Origin of the sequence: Demequina zhanjiangensis (assembly GCF_030418315.1) — a bacterium.
Classification (GTDB): domain Bacteria; phylum Actinomycetota; class Actinomycetes; order Actinomycetales; family Demequinaceae; genus Demequina; species Demequina zhanjiangensis.
In genome coordinates this window covers 200,555-217,049 of sequence record NZ_JAUHPV010000002.1, presented here as the reverse complement: position 1 = coordinate 217,049, position 16,495 = coordinate 200,555, and the positions used below count along the sequence as shown (strand labels likewise).

The window sequence follows — 16,495 nt, the reverse complement described above, 5'->3', positions numbered from 1 at the left end:
TCTTCTGACAGGCGTCGTCCCGCTAGGGTCGCTACAACCCTCCGACGCGTCGAAGCGTTCATGTGTCGAGGGACGGGGGATCGACCGACGTGGATGACATGCTCACCGAGCTGATGCGCTCCGCCGCGCCACGCCTGGCCGCCTACGGCTACCTGTTGACGGGGTCGCAGGCCGCGGGCGAGGACCTGGTGCAGGACGCGGTTGTGAAGGTGTTCGTGCGTCGGCGTCGGCTGCCGAACGTGCAGGCCGCGGAGGCATACGTGCGGGCGGCCATGCGGACGCTTCACCTGGATCGGGTGCGGCGCGAGGCGCGCTGGCGTCGGGTGGCGCCCGGCCTGGTGGCGGCCGAGGTGGGTCCCGACCATGCCGAGGCGCTCGCCGACGAGGACGCGTTCCGTCGGGCCCTCGCCTCCCTCACCGCGCAGGAGCGCACCGCGGTCGTGCTCCGCTACTACGACGACCTCACGGTCGCCGCCACCGCAGCCGCCATGGGTCTGGCGGACGGGACTGTGAAGAGATACCTGTCGAACGCCCTCGCGAAGCTGGGCGAGCGTGCGGACAGCCTGGAGCTGCTGGGCGAGACCGCCGCGATCGTGTCGAGGAGGACGTCATGAGCGATCTGCATGGGCGCCTGAAGGCGCTCGGGGACGACGGTGCGGAGGGCATGGCGCCTCGTCTCGCCTCGGAGGACCGCATCCAGGTGCTGTCGGGCAGGGTCGCGTCGGGGCGTCGTCGTCGTGGTGTGCTGGGTGCGGCCGGGACGACGGCGGTGGTCGCGCTCCTCGTGGCAGGCGCGTGGGCGGTGCTTCCCGGTGGTGCGCAGGCGGAGTGGGATCCGGCGTCTCCGTCCCCGATGTCGTTCGAGGTGCGGCTCGACGACTACGGCGATGCGCCCGTGGTGCCGGCCGAGGTGGACACCTCCATGGGATTCGACCGGAGGCTCGGCTGCGGTCAGCCGTTCGACCTTGAACCCGGCGTCACGATCCATGACGCCTCGGCGGCGACGCGTGGGGCGCGCGTGACAGAGACTCTTGAGCCGCTGGTGAGCGACGAGGCGGACGTGGACGACAACGACGATCGGCTCGTCTGGCGGGGCTCGTGGGGCGGGCGTGATGTGCTGTGGACGGTGACGTCGCTGCTCGTCTCGGACGGGGTGATCGTCGGAACGTCCACCGCGGGCGAAAGCGGTGGCGTGACCGGCGGCTACTACTCGGGCATGGGTGATGTCCTGGTGCCCGTCGGGGGCACGTGCAGTCAGGGTCCCGTGTACTCGGCGTACACCGTGGGCACTCCGGTGGTCGTGGCGCAGGCGTACTCCGATCCCTTCATGAGCGTCGACTGGGACGAGCTCGGGGCGCTCACCGACGAGGAGCTGGTGGCGCTCGGGGGCGAGGCGACCCTGCTCGCGACAGCCGTGCTCGACCCGCGGTCACCGATCGACGCGCCGGAGCCGTCGGCGACGCCCAGCCTGGTAGCGCCGTCGGACGGGGTCTTCCAGGCGTTCGCCGTCGACACTCCGGAGCGGTCGTGCAACGCACTGGGTGACCTTCGTCAGGGCGGGGAGCCGGCGGTGGGGAGCACCTCGACGTTCCTGGACCTGGGCGACGAGGTCGCGACGCTCGCTCGCCTGTTCGGCGTGCAGGCTCCGTTCGCGGACGTGCCACCGGACCACTGGATGGTGGGCGAGGATGCCTGGCTCGTGTTCGACACGCCTGAGGGTGCCCGCTCGAGGTATCTGGAATGGCGGACTGACGGCGACGGCTGGGAGGTGCTCGAGCTCGGCGATGCGGCCGTGGATCCCATGCTGCCACCGGCCGCCTCCTGCGTGTTCCCGGACGCGTATGAGGCTCTCGGCTCCGCCTTCCTCGTGGTCGACGCCGTGGCACCGAATCTGGCCGCATACGGCGCCGCGTGGGACGAGCCGACGGACGGCATGCAGACCTGGATCCACGTGGGCGACGCGTAGCAGCGCGGGCTTCTGGCAACGCACTCCGAGGCTGACACTCGGCGTCATCGTGCGGGTCTACCCTGGGAGGACGCGGCGCGCCGCCTGAGGGGGCATGGCCTGCGCGGGCCTGCGCGTCGTCGTGGACGCTTCAAGGGGGACGCATGACTACGGCCATCGAGGCCACCGGCTTGTACAAGTCGTTCGGGGACGGCACGTGGGCGGTCGACGGGATGAACCTCGCCGTGCCGGCGGGCAGCTTCTACGGCATCGCAGGCCCGAACGGCGCGGGCAAGACGACCACGTTGCGCATGATCATCGGGGTGCTGCGGCCGGACCACGGCCAGGCGTCGGTGGACGGCGTGGAGGTGTGGCCCGACCCGCGCGAGGCGAAGCGTCGGCTCGGATGGGTGGCCGACAATCCCGCGCTGTTCGAGCGACTGTCCGGCCGGGAGATGCTCGAGTATGCGGCCCTCATGCGCGGCATGGACGCCCAGGAGGCGGACCGTCGTGCCACGGACCTGTTGCACGTGCTCGACATGGAGGACTCGCAGTCCAAGATGATCGCCGACTACTCGCTGGGCATGCGCAAGCGCATCGGCCTCGCGGTCGCGCTGATCCACCGCCCACGTGTGCTCGTGCTGGATGAGCCGTTCGGATCTCTGGACCCGGTGAACACCCAGGTGATGGAGGACCTCCTGCAGCGCTTCCGCGCGAACGGCGGCACCGTCGTCTTCTCGAGCCACGTGATGGACGTCGTGGAGCGTCTGTGCGACCGCGTCGTCGTCGTGGCCGACGGGCGTGCCCGGGTCGAGGGCGCCGTCGCCGAGGTGCGCGGCCAGGCGCCCACGCTTCAGCAGGCGTTCGTCGACCTGGTCGGCGGCCGTGACCTGGGCGAGGGCGAGCTGTCGTGGCTGTAGTCCTGATCCGCCTGCGCTGGGCGATCCGGCGTCGCACGATCTCGAGCGGCTTCCAGGTGCGGGGCGTGTGGGTGCTCGCCGCGCTGTTCGGGCTGGGCGCCGCAGTGCTCTCGGCGGCACTCGTCTCCTTCGCGCGCGGCGACGGCGCCGCAGTGATGGGGCTCCTGTACGAATCGCTGCTGTTCTCGATCCTTGCCGGCTGGGTGCTGATCCCGCTGTCGATCCCCAGCCTTCAGGACCAGATAGTCGACCCGTCGCGCCTCGAGACGTACCCGATGTCGACCACGCAGAAGGTGGTCGGGCTCGGCGTGGGTGCGCTGCTGTCGCCCACGGCGCTCTTCGCGTTCCTCGCCGCGCTCGGGCCGGTGGCGTCCGCGGGGCTTCCGGTCGTCGGCCGCCTGCTCACGCCCGTGCTGGCCGTCCTGTTCGCTGCGGCGTGCGTCCTCGTGTCCCGAGTGATCCAGGCGATCTTCGCGGGAGCGATCGCGGGGCGCCGCGGTCGGGACCTCTCGGTGCTGCTCGCAGGCACGCTCGGCCTCGGGTTCTACGCGGTCATGCAGGCACTGCCCTATCTGGTGCCGGCCGACGGCGCTGCGCCCACCGTGAGCCCGGTCGTGACCTCGCTCGTCGGCTGGCTGCCTGGCGCCTCCGTCGGCCGGGCGATGGTCGAGATGCAAGGCGGAGCGCTCATCCCCGCGATCGGCTGGGTAGGGGTGTCCGCGCTCTGGGTCGTCGCGCTCGCAGCCGCGTGGGTGTGGGCGATGTCCCGAGCGGAGCGAGGCGCCGGACGCGGCGCAGACCGGTCTGCGCGGCGCGCTCGTGCAGGACTCGCGCTCCCGCCACTGGTCCTGCGCGGCGTGAGGTCTCCCCAGGTGCTCGCCGCTGCCTCGCAGCACCTGCGCTACATGCGACGTCACCCTCGGCTCCTGCAGGCCACGGGCATGGGGCTCGCGCTCGGTGCCTTCGTCTCGCACTCGTTCGTCGGCAGCGACTGGCTCGCCACCGGGGCCGCGTTCAGCGCCGCCTACATGGCCATCATGATCGGCGGAGGCATGTTCAACTTCGACGGGCAGGGGATCGCCTACCTTCACGTCGCAGGCAGCGGCCTCAAGGACGCGCTCGCCGCGAAGCAGGCGGTGGTGATCGGCTTCGCGATCACGCTCGGCACCGTCTTCGCGGTCGCGGAGGCCGCGTGGCGGGACCAGTGGCGCAACCTCCTCGCTGCTCTGCTCTTCGTGGTCGGCATGGCGCTGTGGACCGTCGCGGCCTCTGTCCTCATGTCCACCCGCTACGCGTTCGACGCTGATCGCTCCTCCGCCAACCGGTACTCGGCGATGGGCCCGTCGTTCGCGGTGCTCGGCTGGGTGATCGTCGGCATGGGAGTGGTCGCCCTGCTCTACGGTCTTGCAGGAATGTGGGTGCCGCGCTGGGTCGGCGGTCTCGTCTTCGTCGCGATCGCGGGCCTGCTTCATCGGCTCTCGCTGCGACGGTGCGAGAGCGTGCTCGAACGGACCCCCGAGTTGATCACCGACAAGGTGCCGGCCCCGGCATGAATCCTCGGCGAGGCACGGTGTGCCAGGCGGCCTGCTCGGGTCTAGGGTGAAAGCCATGAGTGCACCGCTGCCGATGTCCGCGCCCGCCTACCGCTGGGGAATCCTGGGGGCCGGCGGGATCGCCCACAAGCTCGCCGAGGCCGTCACCCACTACACGAAGTCCGAGGTGGTCGCAGTCGCGGCAGCCTCCGGGCTGGACCGGGCGCAGGCCTTCGCCGACGAGATGGACGTGCCGAAGGCGTACGGCAGCTACGAGGAGCTCGTCGCCGACCCGGACGTGGACATCGTCTACGTCGCGACCACGCACAACAACCACCATGAGCCCGCGCTGCTCGCCATCGAGGCAGGCAAGCACGTGATGGTGGAGAAGGCCTTCACCCAGAACGAGAAGCAGGCGCAGCTCGTGGTCGACGCCGCTCGAGCCAAGGGCGTTTTCGTCATGGAGGCCATGTGGGCCCGTCACCTGCCGCACATGTACGCGCTGCGTGAGGCGATCGAGCGCGGCGAGATCGGCCAGGTCGTGTCCGTCCAGGCCGACCACGGCCAGCCCATCTCCCACGTGGAGCGCCTGCGCAACCCCGCGCTCGCGGGCGGCGCCCTGCTGGACCTTGGTGTGTACCCGATCGCCTTCGCGCACGACATGCTCGGCGTCCCCGACACGATCACCGCCGTCGGCCGTCTCACCGACACGGGCGTCGACGGCCAGGTCTCCATGGTCTTCGACTACGCGAGCCTCGGCGCGCAGGCGTCGCTCACCACCACCATGGAGGCGAAGTCGCCCTGCATGGCGCTGATCGGCGGCACCGAGGGCTACATCGAGGTCGATGGCGTCTTCTACAACCCCACCTCGTTCCGCGTGGTCCGCAATGACGGGACCATGTGGGAGTACGACGGCACCGTGCCGAACGGCTTCCAGTTCGAGGCGGCCGAGGTCGCGCGCGGCGTCGCCGCCGGGCTCACCGAGTCGCCGCTGCACACGCTCGAGAACTCGCTCGAGATCATGCGGATCATGGACGAGGTGCGCAACCAGATCGGCCTGATCTACCCCGACGAGCACGGCGGTCCCGGCGAGCGGTAGTCGGCGAGGGCGATCGGGGTGCCTCAGGCCCTCGGTCCGATTCGCCGCGTCAGATTCCGCGGGTAGGTTTGCTCCATGAAGACGGGCCTGTTCGTGGTGTTCGAGGGTGGGGACGGCGTCGGCAAGACGACGCAGCTGCGCCGCCTCGCCGAGGCGATGCACACCGCGGGTCGCGAGGTCGTGATGACCCGCGAACCTGGCGGCACCCAGCTCGGGCTTCAGCTGCGTCAGCTGATCATGCACGGCGACCACGTCGCGCCTCGCGCTGAGGCCCTCATGTACGCGGCCGACCGCGCCCATCACGTGGAGACCGTCGTGATGCCTGCGCTCGAGCGCGGCGCCGTGGTGCTGCAGGACAGGTTCATCGATTCGTCGATCGTCTATCAGGGCGGTGCGCGCGGGCTCGGACCGGAGGTGGAGCGGATCTCCCGCTGGGCCACGAACGGGCTCCTGCCGGACGTGACCGTGGTGCTCGACATGGCGCCCGACGAGTCGCGGATGGCCCGAGATCTGGACCGGGTCGAGCGGGAGACCGTGGAGCATGCGCAAACCATCCGGCAGGGCTTCCTGACCCTCGCGCAGCGCGATCCGGCGCGCTACGCGGTCGTGGATGCGGCTCGGCCCGAGGGCGAGGTGTTCCACGACGTGTTCTCGGCGGTGCGGGCAGCGCTCAAGCGCAAGCGTGAGATCCTCGCCGCGTCCGGCATCCAGGCCCCGCCGTCCCCGAGGACGCCATGATCGACGACGCCTCCGAGGACCTGGGGACGGCCGTCGCCGATCCACAGCATGCGCCGCCTGTCGCAGGGGTGTGGGTCGACGTCGTCGGCCAGGAGAACGCGACTGCGCCGCTCCGTGCGGCCGCCGCCCATGCGTCGGCCATGACCCACGCGTGGCTCATCACGGGCCCTCCAGGCTCCGGGCGTTCCCAGGCGGCGCGCGCCTTCGCGGCCGCGCTCCAATGTTCGGACAACGGCTGCGGAGAGTGCCGCGAGTGCACCACATCTCTCAGCGGAGCCCACGCGGACGTGACCGTCGTCGCGACGGAGAAGGTGACGATCTCGATCGATGAGGTGCGCGAGCTCGTGTCGCTCGCGCAGACGTCGCCCAGCCAGGGCCGGTGGCGCGTGATCATCGTCGAGGACGCTGACCGCATGACGGAGCGCACCTCCAACCTGCTGCTCAAGTCCATCGAGGAGCCGCCGCCGCGCACGGTGTGGGTGCTGTGCGCGCCGTCCGCGGACGACGTGGTGGTCACCATCCGGTCGCGCTGCCGCGTGGTCGGGCTGAGCGTCCCCGACCCGCAGGTCGTCGCGCAGTTGCTCGTGAGCCGTGATGGGATCGACCCGGAGCTCGCGCTCGAATGCGCGCATGCGGCGCAGAGCCACATCGGCATCGCCCGGCGCCTCGCCCGCGACCCGCAGGCGCGTGCTCGCCGCGACCAGGTGCTCGCGCTCGCGACGGAGATCAGGGGAGTGGGCGACGCGGTCCTGGCCGCGGCCGACCTGGTTCAGGTCGCGGACGACGACGCGAAGGCCGCGACGGAGGAGCGCGACGCACAGGAGCGCAACGAGCTGCTCCGCACTCTGGGCGCCGACGACGGTGGACGCCTCCCGCCCGCCCTGCGCTCCCAGGTCAAGCAGCTCGAGGACGACCAGAAGCGGCGCGCCACCCGTCACAAGCGGGACGTGCTCGACCGCGCGATCGTCGACCTCATGAGCCTGTACCGCGACGTCTCCGTCATGCAGGTGGGCTCAGGCGTGCCGCTCGTCAACGCCTCGCACAAGGGTCACATCGCGCAGATCGCCGAACGCTCCACCGTGCAGGACACCGTGCGGGTGCTCGACGCGCTCGCGCTCACGCGCGAGCGGCTCGCAGGCAACGTCGCCCCGCTGCTCGCGGTCGAGGCGATGCTGCTGGCGCTCAGGCCCAAGCCCGTCGCGTGATCTCGTGGCCGGTTCGGCTCCTTGGCTCGTGTGATGCCGTGTCGTGCGCGACCGAGTGGTGTGACTGACACCGTGGCGCGTCCGACCTTGTGAAATGGGACTTTCCGCGCATCTGGCTCGACTAGGTTGGACGCCATGACCTCACGCCGTCACTGGGTGGCTCTCGCCGCCGTCTCCGCCCTCGCCCTCGCCGCCTGCAGCCCCGGCGACCTGTTCGGCGGAGACAGCAGCAGCCCCTCCGAGAACGGCGCGCCGTCGTCCTCGGCACCGGCCGACGCGTCGGCGTACTACGAGCAGACGCTCGACTGGTCCTCGTGCGGCGACTTCGAGTGCGCGAACGTCGAGGTGCCGCTCGACTGGACGGATCCGGGTGGCGAGTCGATCGAGATCGCGATCAACAGGGCGCCCGCCACATCGAGCGACGCACGGGTCGGATCGCTGCTCATCAACCCGGGCGGCCCGGGCGGCTCCGGGCTCGACTTCCTCGAGTACTTCACGTCCTACTACGGCGACTCGGTGGCGGCCGCGTACGACGTCATCGGTTTCGATCCGCGCGGCGTGGGCGAGTCCACCGGCATCGAGTGCGGCGACGGTGACGTGCTCGACGAGTACTACATCACCGACTACTCGTTCGAGACCGAGGATGACCTCGCGGCCGCCGATCAGCGGACCGCGGAGTTCGCTGCCGGCTGCCAGGAGCTCACGGGTGATCTGATCGCCAACGTGGACACGGTCTCGGCCGCGCGCGACATGGACGTGATCCGTGCCGTCGTCGGTGACGATCAGCTCAACTTCGTCGGGGCGAGCTACGGCACCCAGCTCGGCGCCACCTACGCGGAGCTGTACCCCGACACTGTCGGCCACATGGTCCTCGATGGGGCCGTCGACTTCCTGCTGGACGACATCGAGGCGGGCAAGGGTCAGGCCGCCGGCTTCGAGACGGCGCTGACCAGCTTCCTCGAGTACTGCCAGGGCGAGCCCACCTGCCCGCTCTCCGCGGACATGGACACCGCCCGCGAGCAGATCGGCGACCTCGCGCGCGACGCGCTCGAGAGTCCGCTGCCCACGGGGGAGGACGGTCTTGAGGTCAACGGCAACCTTATGGTCTACGGCATCGTCGTGACGCTCTACTCGGAGGACAGCTGGCCGTACCTGCTTCAGGCCATCAACGAGGTCTACACCCAGGGCACCGCCTTCATCTTCTATCAGCTGGCGGGCTTCTACCTGGACCGCGACACCATCAGCGGCGAGTACACGGCGAACTCCACGATCGCCTTCACCGCCATCAGCTGCCTCGACAGCACCGACCGGTCCGACTGGACGGTCGCTGACCAGCAGGAGCTGACCGCCGCGATGGAGGAGGCCTCGCCCACGTTCGGCTGGTGGTTCGCCTCAGGTGGCGGCTGCTCCGCGTGGCCGTGGGTGGCGCACCAGACGATCGAGTCGCTGGACTACCCGGACACTGCCAACCCGATCCTCGTGGTCGGCACCACGCGCGACCCCGCGACGCCCTACGAGTGGGCGGAGAGCCTCACCGAGCAGCTTGGCAACGCGGTGCTCCTCACCTACGACGGCGACGGTCACACGGCCTACGGGCGCTCGAACGACTGCATCGGTGACACGGTCGATGAGTTCCTCGTGGACGGCACGGTGCCGGATTCGGGTTTGGTGTGCTGAGCCTGTAGGATGTCTCCGCGCCCTCGTGGTGCAAGCCGCCTTAGCTCAGTCGGCAGAGCGATTCACTCGTAATGAATAGGTCGTGGGTTCGATTCCCACAGGCGGCTCCAACGAGAAGGCCCCGGTCCACTGGACCGGGGCCTTTCGCGTTCCTGGGCGAGCGCCTGTGACGCCCGGGGCCTTTCGCGTTTCTCGCGGCCGGGCGCCTGTGCGCCAGCAGTCGTTGAGTGCGGGAAATCGGCCGGATCTCGGCGCTCAGCGACTACTAGGGCGCAGTGGGTGGGCGCGTAGGTCACTCGGGGCGGCCGTGTCTGGCTGGGGCTGACCGAACCGCGCTTCAAGCGTCCTGGCATCGCATGGGTGCCGAGAATGCGTCCGGTTTCGGCACCCATGCGATGCCAGGGAGCATCGGGCGGGGCTCGGTGGCGTGGGGCAGCCTTCGCCCGCCACCTGAGGCGCGCGTCGCGGGTGAGTCGGTACGGCCGCTGCACTGGCTGCGGCCCGCGTCGGCGTCGGCGCCGATGCAGGCGTACCGTCGAGGTCACGCGACGACCCCGTGGAGACCCCATGCCATCCAGACTCGGCAACATCACCATCTACGCTGACGATCCGCAGCGGCTCGCCCGGTTCTGGGCTGGAGCGTTCGGCTATCCCGTCACCGAGTGGGAGGAGCCGTTCGTGAGCGAGTTGCTCGCAGCCGGACTGACGGAGAGCGATCTCAACAAGCGAGGGCTCGCGGAGCCTGCCGAGGGTCAGGAAGGGCCCAGGTTCTTCTTCCAGCACGCCGACGCTCCGAAGGTGGGGCGCAATCGCCTGCATCTGGACATCCAGACGACGCCTGGGCGGCGACCGTCGAGGGGTGAGCTGGAGCAGGAGAAGGATCGCCTGGTCGCCCTGGGTGCCGAGGTGGTGCGGCTGGTCGATCAGTCGTGGGGGCCGTGGCCAGAGGTCTACTTCCAGATGCGTGATCCTGAGGGAAACGAGTTCTGTCTGCAGTGATCGCTGGCGCTGCCGGGACTGCATGGCAGGTGACGGCACGAGCGCGCGCGGCTGCATCCCCGAGCAGTGCGTCCTGCACCACGCCCGGCGCTCTTCCGCGACGGTGCCTAGCGCGCGTCCCGGATGACGCCCAGTGGTCGTCTCGCGCCGTTCTCAGTGGCTGACGCGTGCGGTGCTCAGTGGCTGACGCGCGACTTCCGTCCCGCGAAGGAGACGATGTCGCCCGCCTGGAGCTGGCGTCCGCGGCGCAGGTCCACCTCGTCGTTCACGGTGACCTCGCCGCTGCGGATCGCCTCCTTGGCCTCGCCGCCGGAGTCGACCAGTCCGGCGAGCTGCAGGAACTGGCCCAGGCGGATCACGTCGCCTCCGGCCGGGACGTCGTCGATCGGTGCAGAGTTGGCCATGCCTGCATGCTATCCGGGCCGGCTCCGTGGCATACGCAGAGGGCTGCCGATAAGCCCCTGTTCCCGGGAGTGAGAACGTGGTGTTAGGATCCCGACACTGGTGTCGGTAAAGATGGCCCTCCCCGGGCTGCGCGACACCTCGATGAAAGGAATCCTGGTGCGACGACTCTTCCTGGCCGCCTTCACCTACACGATCGCGGGGCTCGGCTCCGGGCTCTACTATCGCGAGCTGACCAAGCTCAATGACTTCGAGGGTCAGCCGACGATGCTCAGCGGCGTGCACACCCACTTCCTCGCGCTGGGCACCCTGGTCCTGCTGATCGTGCTTGTGCTCGAGAAGCTGTTCCGCCTCTCCGACAGCAAGCTGTTCGGCTGGTTCTTCTGGCTCTACAACGTGGCGCTTGTCGTGACCGCGCTCATGATGGGCTGGCATGGCACGCTCACGGTCCTCGGGCAGGAGTCTGGCCCCGCAATCGCCGGCACTGCAGGGCTGGGGCACATGACGATGAGCGCTGCCTTCGTCCTGCTCTTCCTTGCTCTCGGCAAGGCGCTCAAGCGGGACTCGGTCGACTCCGACGTCGAGCGGGTCGCTGTCGCTGCCTGATCGGTCCTTTGGCGCGGCTCGCTCGCAGGGGTGCGCCGCACTCTGGAGGCGCTCGATGCTCACGCCGGCCCCGTTCGAGCATCGAGCGCCTCGGCCGCCCCAGTGGCCCGCGCAGTGTGATGGAGCGTGCTCGTGGGTCATCGCCCCTCTCGGGTAGCGGGCTCGGCCCTCGGGGGTGGCGCGGTTCGGGGACCGGTCTCTGGCGTGACCTTGCGAACCTCCAGCCTCCATAAGTTAACGCAGATTCACATTCGTGCTACTGTGCCGCTATGGCGACACTCAAAGCCGAGCGTCGACAGGAGCTCGACGCCCTCGACACGAGCGCCCTCCGTGAGGGCGCCAACTGGTTCATCTCGTTTGCTGGCACCGCCAACGTGATCTGGCAGCTCTCGCGCCCGCCCGTGGCCTACGGCGTGATGGAGAGCAAGGGACCCGGCGCGCTCTTCCATGATCCGAAGAGGCGCATGCGGACCACGATCGGCTACATCGCGGTCACCATGCTGGGCTCGGCCGATGACCGGGCGGCCTACCGTGCCGCCACCAACCAGTCGCATGCTCCCGTGAAGTCGGAGCCGGGGGCCAAGGTGCCGTACCGTGCGTTCGACCCGACGCTGCAGATCTGGGTGGCAGCGTGCCTCTACCGAGGTGCCGAGAACGCCTACGAGTTCGTGCACGGCCCGCTCGCCGGTGAGTTCCGCGAGGAGTTCTATCGGCAGGGCATGGTGTTCGGCACGACGCTGCAGATGCCGCCCGAGGACTGGCCGGCCACGCGCGACGAGTTCGAGACGTGGTGGGACAAGGCCGCAGCAGACCTTGAGATCGACGACACGGCGCGCGACTACCTGTGGCGGGTGCTGAGGCTCGAGTACCTGGGGCGCGACGTTCCGGAGCGGCTGCTGCGATGGCGCATCCGCATGACCGCGGGCTATCTGGGTCCCCGCTTCCGCGACATGATGCGGATCGAGTGGGACGACGAGGAGCAGCGTCGCTACGACCGCTTCAATCGCCGCATGGCCGCGTTCCAGAGAGCGGTGCCCCGCGCCGTGCGCGAGGCGCCGCTCCGTCGGCCGCTCCGCGGCATCCGCAAGCGGATCGCCGCAGGCCAGCCGCTGTTCTGACGCGCGGGCTACTCGGTCAGCGTGAGGCCTCCGGCGGCGAACGCCTCCTTGGGGGAGGTGTCGACGCAGAATGCCGCGTAGGCGCCGGGGTCGAGGTCCTTGGTCCAGACGTTGGTCTCTCCCGCGGGGGTCAGGTCGTAGGCGCCGATCTCCCGCATCCAGGAGGGCCAGCCTCCGTCGGTCCTCTCGGCGAGGGCCGCCACTGCATCTTCGTGGGAGTATCCCTCGTCGAGGCCGAAGAGCTCTGCGGTCCCGTAGCCCTCGGTGTTGTTGACGAACGTCAGCTCGACAGTGCCTGCGGCGGCCTCGGAGGGTCCGTCGTAGGTGCAGGTCTCACCTTCGAAGGTGAGGGTCACGGCGATACGTGTGCCGCCCTCGGCCATGGCTGAGCCGGTGGCCTGAGCTGCTGCGCTCGCGGCGTCTGCGGTGTCGTCCGTCGTCGAGCAGGCTGCGAGCGCGAGCGCGCAGAGTGCGAGGGGAAGGGCTGTCCGCAGTGTGCTGATCCGGGCATTCATGAGGCACCTCCATGCGTATGGTCATGCCCGACGTGCGACTTGCGCGGGGACGCGTCGTCCCTCTCACGCGCGTCGACGTCATTGATCGGTGGGTGTGCTTCGCTCATGGACACCTCCCCTCGTGGGTGCACTGGAAAGGGGTCGTGCGGCGGATGCGTGGGGAAGTGGTGCACGGCGTCGGTCGCTGGTGTCGTGCGAAGGCGGTCGTGGGACCGACGCGCGTCGTGGCGATGCCGGTCATGGCGCGGCCCTCCTCAGTCCCACGCCCCCCAACTTCCGCTTTACACCCGCGGGCCACCCGGCCACCGTGACCTTCGTCCCGGTGGCGGCGAGCGCCGGTGGTGCGTCCCCCGAGCAGCGTGCAAGGAGCACTCGCCCCGCGCGCGGCGCGTGCACCCGTTACCCTGGCGCGATGGGCATGACGTCCCCGCTGACGAGCGCGTCGCAGGCCGTGACGCGCACGCTCGGCACGCTCGCAGCGGCACGCCACCCGGAGGGCTATCACGGCGACTACCAGGGCGACGTCGGCTTCTTCGAGGGCTGGTACGTGAAGCTGGTCTCTGAGGATCGGAGCGCGCGGATCGCGGTGATCCCCGGCATCTTCAAGGGCGGCGAGCACGGCGGCGATGAGGCCTTCGTGCAGGTGCTCGACGGCGTGACGGGAGAGTCCTGGTACGAGGTGTTCCCCGCGTCCGACTTCCGCGCCGACCCCCGACGGTTCGACGTGGCGGTCGGGGACAACCTCTTCGGACGCACGGGCATCGCCGTCGATCTGCCAGCCTCCGATCTGCGGGGTGCGGTGACGTTCACGACGCCGCTCGACCCATGGCCCGTCACTCTCGGGTCCCCAGGGATCATGGGTCGTTACGGCTGGGTGCCGGTGATGGAGTGCTATCACGGGCTCGTCTCCTTCGGCCATGAGTTGCGAGGGACCCTGATGCTGGGCGAGCGGGAGATGGTGTTCGACTGCGGGCTCGGCTACCTCGAGAAGGACTGGGGAAGAGCGTTCCCGTCGGCGTACGTGTGGATGCAGACCAACCACTTCTCGACCCCGGGCGTGAGCCTGTCGGCGTCGATCGCGACGATCCCTTGGGGGCGTACGAGCTTCCGCGGGTTCATCGTCGGCCTGCGGATGGCCGGTGACGGACGGGACGAGCTGCACCGTTTCGCCACCTATACGGGCGCGCGCACCGAGAGCCTCGAGATCGACGACGACGAGGTCAGGTGGGTGCTGCGCGCCAAGTCGGGCGCGGCCCTGCGTCTGCGGGCGGAGAGGCGTCGGGGCGGTCTGCTTCACGCGCCCATCCGCACGAGCATGCATCGCCGTGTGGAGGAGACGCTCGACGGCCACGTCCATGTGGAGCTCGTCGCGCCCGACGGCACGGTCGAGTTCGCCGACACGGGGGAAGCGGCCGGTTTGGAGGTCCACGGGGACCACGGAAACCTCGTCGCCATGCCCGGGATCGGCGAGCGCGGCTGAACACAGGCGATGCCCTGCTAGGTTCCGAAGCATGACCGCGCGCTCGCTTCGACGTCCGCCTGCTAAGGCGTGGACTCTGGCCATCGTCGCGACGTTGGGCATCGGCGCGATCCTCGCGGGTGCGGCGATGCTCGCCGGGGCCGACGGGCTCGTGCCTGCGCTGCTCGGCGTCGTCGGGATGGTGGGGCTTGCGCCTCGAGAGGCTCCGATGCCGGCGAAGGCGGGGATGGTGGCGCTCCTCGCCGTCTCCGGTGGGGCTGCCGCGGCTGTCGGCGCCGACGCTGCCCTGCTGCCGCTCGTCGTCGGAGCCACCGCGCTCGCGACGATCCCCTTCACGATCCGCTACGGCGCTGTGGCGCTCGCCGTGCCTGTGCTTCCCGCGGTGATCGGCGCGTTGGGTGGGCAGGGAGGCCCCTGGTCGACGGCTCTGCTGGCGGCGTTCGGTGCGCTCGGCGTGGCGGTCGTGGTGCGGCTCATCGGTCTCAAGGCCCCGGCGACGCCCGTGAAGGTGCCGGTCGCATGGGGGCATGGCATCGTGCTCGCGCTTCTCGCCGCGGTCGCGGTGGCCGTGGTGCTGTGGCAGGAGTGGGGCCACGGCTATTGGATGGTCATCGGGTTGTGCGTCGTGCTCTCTCCGGAGCACCTGAAGGTGCGTGCGGAGACCGGTGCGAGGGTGGTCGGCACGGCGATCGGCGCCGTGGTCGCGATCGGGCTCGCAGTGGTCCTGCCGCATTGGCTCGTCCTGGTCGTCGCGGGCGTCGCGATGGTCGCCGCGCTCGCCTATGCGGCGATCGATCGCCGTGTCGAGCTCATCGCGCTGCAGACGATCACGGTGGTCTCGGCGGGTGCGGCAGCGGATCCCGACACGACCTGGGAGATCGCTCTGGCGCGAGTGGTGGCGATCGGTGCCGGGGCCGTGGTCGCGCTGATCGGCGCGGAGCTGGTGGTGGCCGGCCTCGAGCGGCGAGTGGAGGAGTCCGAGCAGAACGGCGCGCCCGCGTCGGATGGCTGACGGCGTCCACCGCCCGCGGTGGCGCGCGCCGAGCCGAAGCCCAGTGACTGCGACCCGACGCGCGCGACGCTGTCAGGCGAGCTGCATCGTCGTGATGCAGGTGGCGTCCTCGGGGTCTCCGGTGGACACTGCGGCGCTCGCGGACAGCCCGTCCTTCTCGATCGTCACGGTCGTGTCGAGGTCCCGGGGGAGCCACAGGCCGACGAAGCCGTTGTCGAACGTCGTGCGTGTCTCGTCCAGGAGCACCTCCCCGGTGGCGTCGTCAGTGACGACGACGTGCACCTCCTCGTTCTGGATCTCGCCGGTGCAGGTGGTGAGGCTGTGGAAGTAGCAGTCGTGGGTCTGGTTCACGTAGGGCGCGAGCGAGACGTAGAAGGCGTCGTCGGGCGTGGCGATGGAGGTCTCCTCGCCGTCGCCGTCGGTGACGAGCAGCGCGTCGGGTCGGATCGACGCGTAGAGCGTCTCGGGCCGCTCGTCGCGGGGGAGCGCGTCGAGCGTGTCGATGATGGTTCGCGCGTCTGCGCCGTCGAGCCCGAGCGTGGCGAGAGCCGAGTCGTCTGCGGGTGCCTCGGCGACGGCGTCGTCCGACGTTCCCGGTGAGGCGGCGGGCTCGTCCGTCGAGCAGGCTGCGAGGGTGAGCGCCGCAGCGGCGGCGATCGTGCCAGCGGTGAGAGTGCGCAGGGCACGGGTGAGGGTGGTGCGAGATGACATGAGAGTTCCTTCTGAAGTCGTGTGAGGTCGGGGCGCCGGAGTGCGGGCCGTCGACGGGAGCCTCAGGAGTGAGGCGGTGGCGTCCTGGGGGCGCTCAGGTGCGGGGCGATGGGGGCCGCCGGGCGGAGGTGCCGCCGGGGCGATCGCCGCGCGCTCACGTGCGACTGATGCAGAGGGAGGTGAGGTCGGGGGCCGCGGGCAGCCGTGGGCTGCGCACGCGCTGGCGGGCGACGGCCTGTGGCGTCCTTGTGACGACGCGCGTCCGGGAGACGAAGGGCAGCGCGAGGATCGCGATGAGGAGGAGCATCATCGCGCATGCCACGGCGATGCCGCTGTCGGATGGTCCGCACGAGGCGCAGTCGGCGGTGAGGCCGGCGTCGAGGCCTCCAGAGGTGACCATGCCGGCGATGGCCGCGAAGCCTTGGTCGGGGGTCATGTCGCCGTGTCCGGCGACGATGTGGGCGGCGTGCCCCCCCGCCGTCGGTCGCGACGATCTCACTGGGCGACGCCGCGACGCCGTGCGGCGAGTGGAGGAG

17 protein-coding genes and 1 tRNA gene are annotated in these 16,495 nt (G+C 70.1%); 14 read left to right on the top strand and 4 right to left on the bottom strand.

Translation table 11 applies throughout. From position 1 onward, the window contains the following. Window positions 1–98 precede the first annotated feature (98 nt). The 10 genes from QQX04_RS03620 (at window position 99) to QQX04_RS03575 (ending at window position 10,115) form a co-directional block, all read left to right on the top strand. Complete coding sequence (locus tag QQX04_RS03620; RefSeq protein ID WP_301126940.1) at window positions 99–614, top strand: sigma-70 family RNA polymerase sigma factor; 516 nt, start codon at window positions 99–101, stop codon at window positions 612–614. Next, window positions 611–1,966, top strand: coding sequence for a hypothetical protein (locus QQX04_RS03615; RefSeq protein WP_301126356.1), 1,356 nt, complete (start codon window positions 611–613; stop codon window positions 1,964–1,966). The genes QQX04_RS03620 and QQX04_RS03615 overlap by 4 nt, the downstream gene beginning before the upstream one ends. Window positions 1,967–2,109: 143 nt before the next feature. Beyond that, window positions 2,110–2,865 carry an ABC transporter ATP-binding protein gene (locus tag QQX04_RS03610; protein ID WP_301126354.1) on the top strand — a complete coding sequence of 252 codons (756 nt, stop codon included), beginning with the start codon at window positions 2,110–2,112 and terminating at the stop codon, window positions 2,863–2,865. Continuing rightward, complete coding sequence (locus tag QQX04_RS03605; protein ID WP_301126353.1) at window positions 2,856–4,418, top strand: hypothetical protein; 1,563 nt, start codon at window positions 2,856–2,858, stop codon at window positions 4,416–4,418. The genes QQX04_RS03610 and QQX04_RS03605 overlap by 10 nt, the downstream gene beginning before the upstream one ends. Window positions 4,419–4,473: 55 nt before the next feature. After that, the gene (locus QQX04_RS03600; RefSeq protein ID WP_301126351.1) at window positions 4,474–5,496 is read left to right on the top strand and encodes a Gfo/Idh/MocA family protein; all 1,023 of its coding nucleotides are present in this window, start codon (window positions 4,474–4,476) and stop codon (window positions 5,494–5,496) included. Window positions 5,497–5,571: 75 nt separating this feature from the next. Further along, window positions 5,572–6,234 carry a dTMP kinase gene (gene tmk / locus QQX04_RS03595; protein ID WP_301126349.1) on the top strand — a complete coding sequence of 221 codons (663 nt, stop codon included), beginning with the start codon at window positions 5,572–5,574 and terminating at the stop codon, window positions 6,232–6,234. After that, window positions 6,231–7,439 carry a DNA polymerase III subunit delta' gene (locus QQX04_RS03590; protein ID WP_301126348.1) on the top strand — a complete coding sequence of 403 codons (1,209 nt, stop codon included), beginning with the start codon at window positions 6,231–6,233 and terminating at the stop codon, window positions 7,437–7,439. The genes tmk and QQX04_RS03590 overlap by 4 nt, the downstream gene beginning before the upstream one ends. A 135-nt stretch (window positions 7,440–7,574) precedes the next feature. Then, a complete protein-coding gene (locus tag QQX04_RS03585) occupies window positions 7,575–9,116 on the top strand; it encodes an alpha/beta hydrolase (RefSeq protein WP_301126346.1) in 1,542 nt (513 codons plus the stop codon). Window positions 9,117–9,150: 34 nt separating this feature from the next. Next, a tRNA-Thr gene (locus QQX04_RS03580) sits at window positions 9,151–9,226 on the top strand. A gap of 457 nt (window positions 9,227–9,683) precedes the next feature. Beyond that, window positions 9,684–10,115, top strand: coding sequence for a VOC family protein (locus QQX04_RS03575; RefSeq protein ID WP_301126345.1), 432 nt, complete (start codon window positions 9,684–9,686; stop codon window positions 10,113–10,115). 176 nt (window positions 10,116–10,291) lie between these two features. On the opposite strand, the gene QQX04_RS03570 is transcribed toward QQX04_RS03575, so the two are convergent. Continuing rightward, window positions 10,292–10,519 carry an RNA-binding S4 domain-containing protein gene (locus QQX04_RS03570; protein ID WP_301126343.1) on the bottom strand — a complete coding sequence of 76 codons (228 nt, stop codon included), beginning with the start codon at window positions 10,517–10,519 and terminating at the stop codon, window positions 10,292–10,294. A 100-nt stretch (window positions 10,520–10,619) separates the two neighbouring features. Between QQX04_RS03570 and QQX04_RS03565 the strand changes: the two genes are divergently transcribed. Then, window positions 10,620–11,123: a DUF2871 domain-containing protein gene (locus tag QQX04_RS03565; protein ID WP_367312929.1), complete on the top strand. Its 504-nt coding sequence runs from the start codon at window positions 10,620–10,622 to the stop codon at window positions 11,121–11,123. A gap of 269 nt (window positions 11,124–11,392) precedes the next feature. Beyond that, complete coding sequence (locus QQX04_RS03560; protein ID WP_301126342.1) at window positions 11,393–12,241, top strand: oxygenase MpaB family protein; 849 nt, start codon at window positions 11,393–11,395, stop codon at window positions 12,239–12,241. 8 nt (window positions 12,242–12,249) lie between these two features. Here QQX04_RS03560 and QQX04_RS03555 read toward each other — a convergent pair whose 3' ends face one another. Continuing rightward, entirely contained in the window at window positions 12,250–12,756 is a 507-nt protein-coding gene (locus QQX04_RS03555) for a hypothetical protein (RefSeq protein ID WP_301126340.1), read from the bottom strand. Between the two features lie 412 nt (window positions 12,757–13,168). Here QQX04_RS03555 and QQX04_RS03550 point away from each other — a divergent pair, with 412 nt between their 5' ends. Together QQX04_RS03550 and QQX04_RS03545 are read left to right on the top strand one after the other, a co-directional pair. Beyond that, entirely contained in the window at window positions 13,169–14,236 is a 1,068-nt protein-coding gene (locus QQX04_RS03550) for a tocopherol cyclase family protein (RefSeq protein ID WP_301126338.1), read from the top strand. A 31-nt stretch (window positions 14,237–14,267) separates the two neighbouring features. After that, complete coding sequence (locus QQX04_RS03545) at window positions 14,268–15,248, top strand: FUSC family protein (RefSeq protein ID WP_301126336.1); 981 nt, start codon at window positions 14,268–14,270, stop codon at window positions 15,246–15,248. Window positions 15,249–15,320: 72 nt separating this feature from the next. On the opposite strand, the gene QQX04_RS03540 is transcribed toward QQX04_RS03545, so the two are convergent. Both QQX04_RS03540 and QQX04_RS03535 read right to left on the bottom strand, forming a co-directional pair. Next, window positions 15,321–15,959 carry a CueP family metal-binding protein gene (locus tag QQX04_RS03540; protein WP_301126334.1) on the bottom strand — a complete coding sequence of 213 codons (639 nt, stop codon included), beginning with the start codon at window positions 15,957–15,959 and terminating at the stop codon, window positions 15,321–15,323. Window positions 15,960–16,113: 154 nt separating this feature from the next. After that, the gene (locus QQX04_RS03535) at window positions 16,114–16,395 is read right to left on the bottom strand and encodes a hypothetical protein (protein WP_301126333.1); all 282 of its coding nucleotides are present in this window, start codon (window positions 16,393–16,395) and stop codon (window positions 16,114–16,116) included. Window positions 16,396–16,495 lie beyond the last annotated feature (100 nt).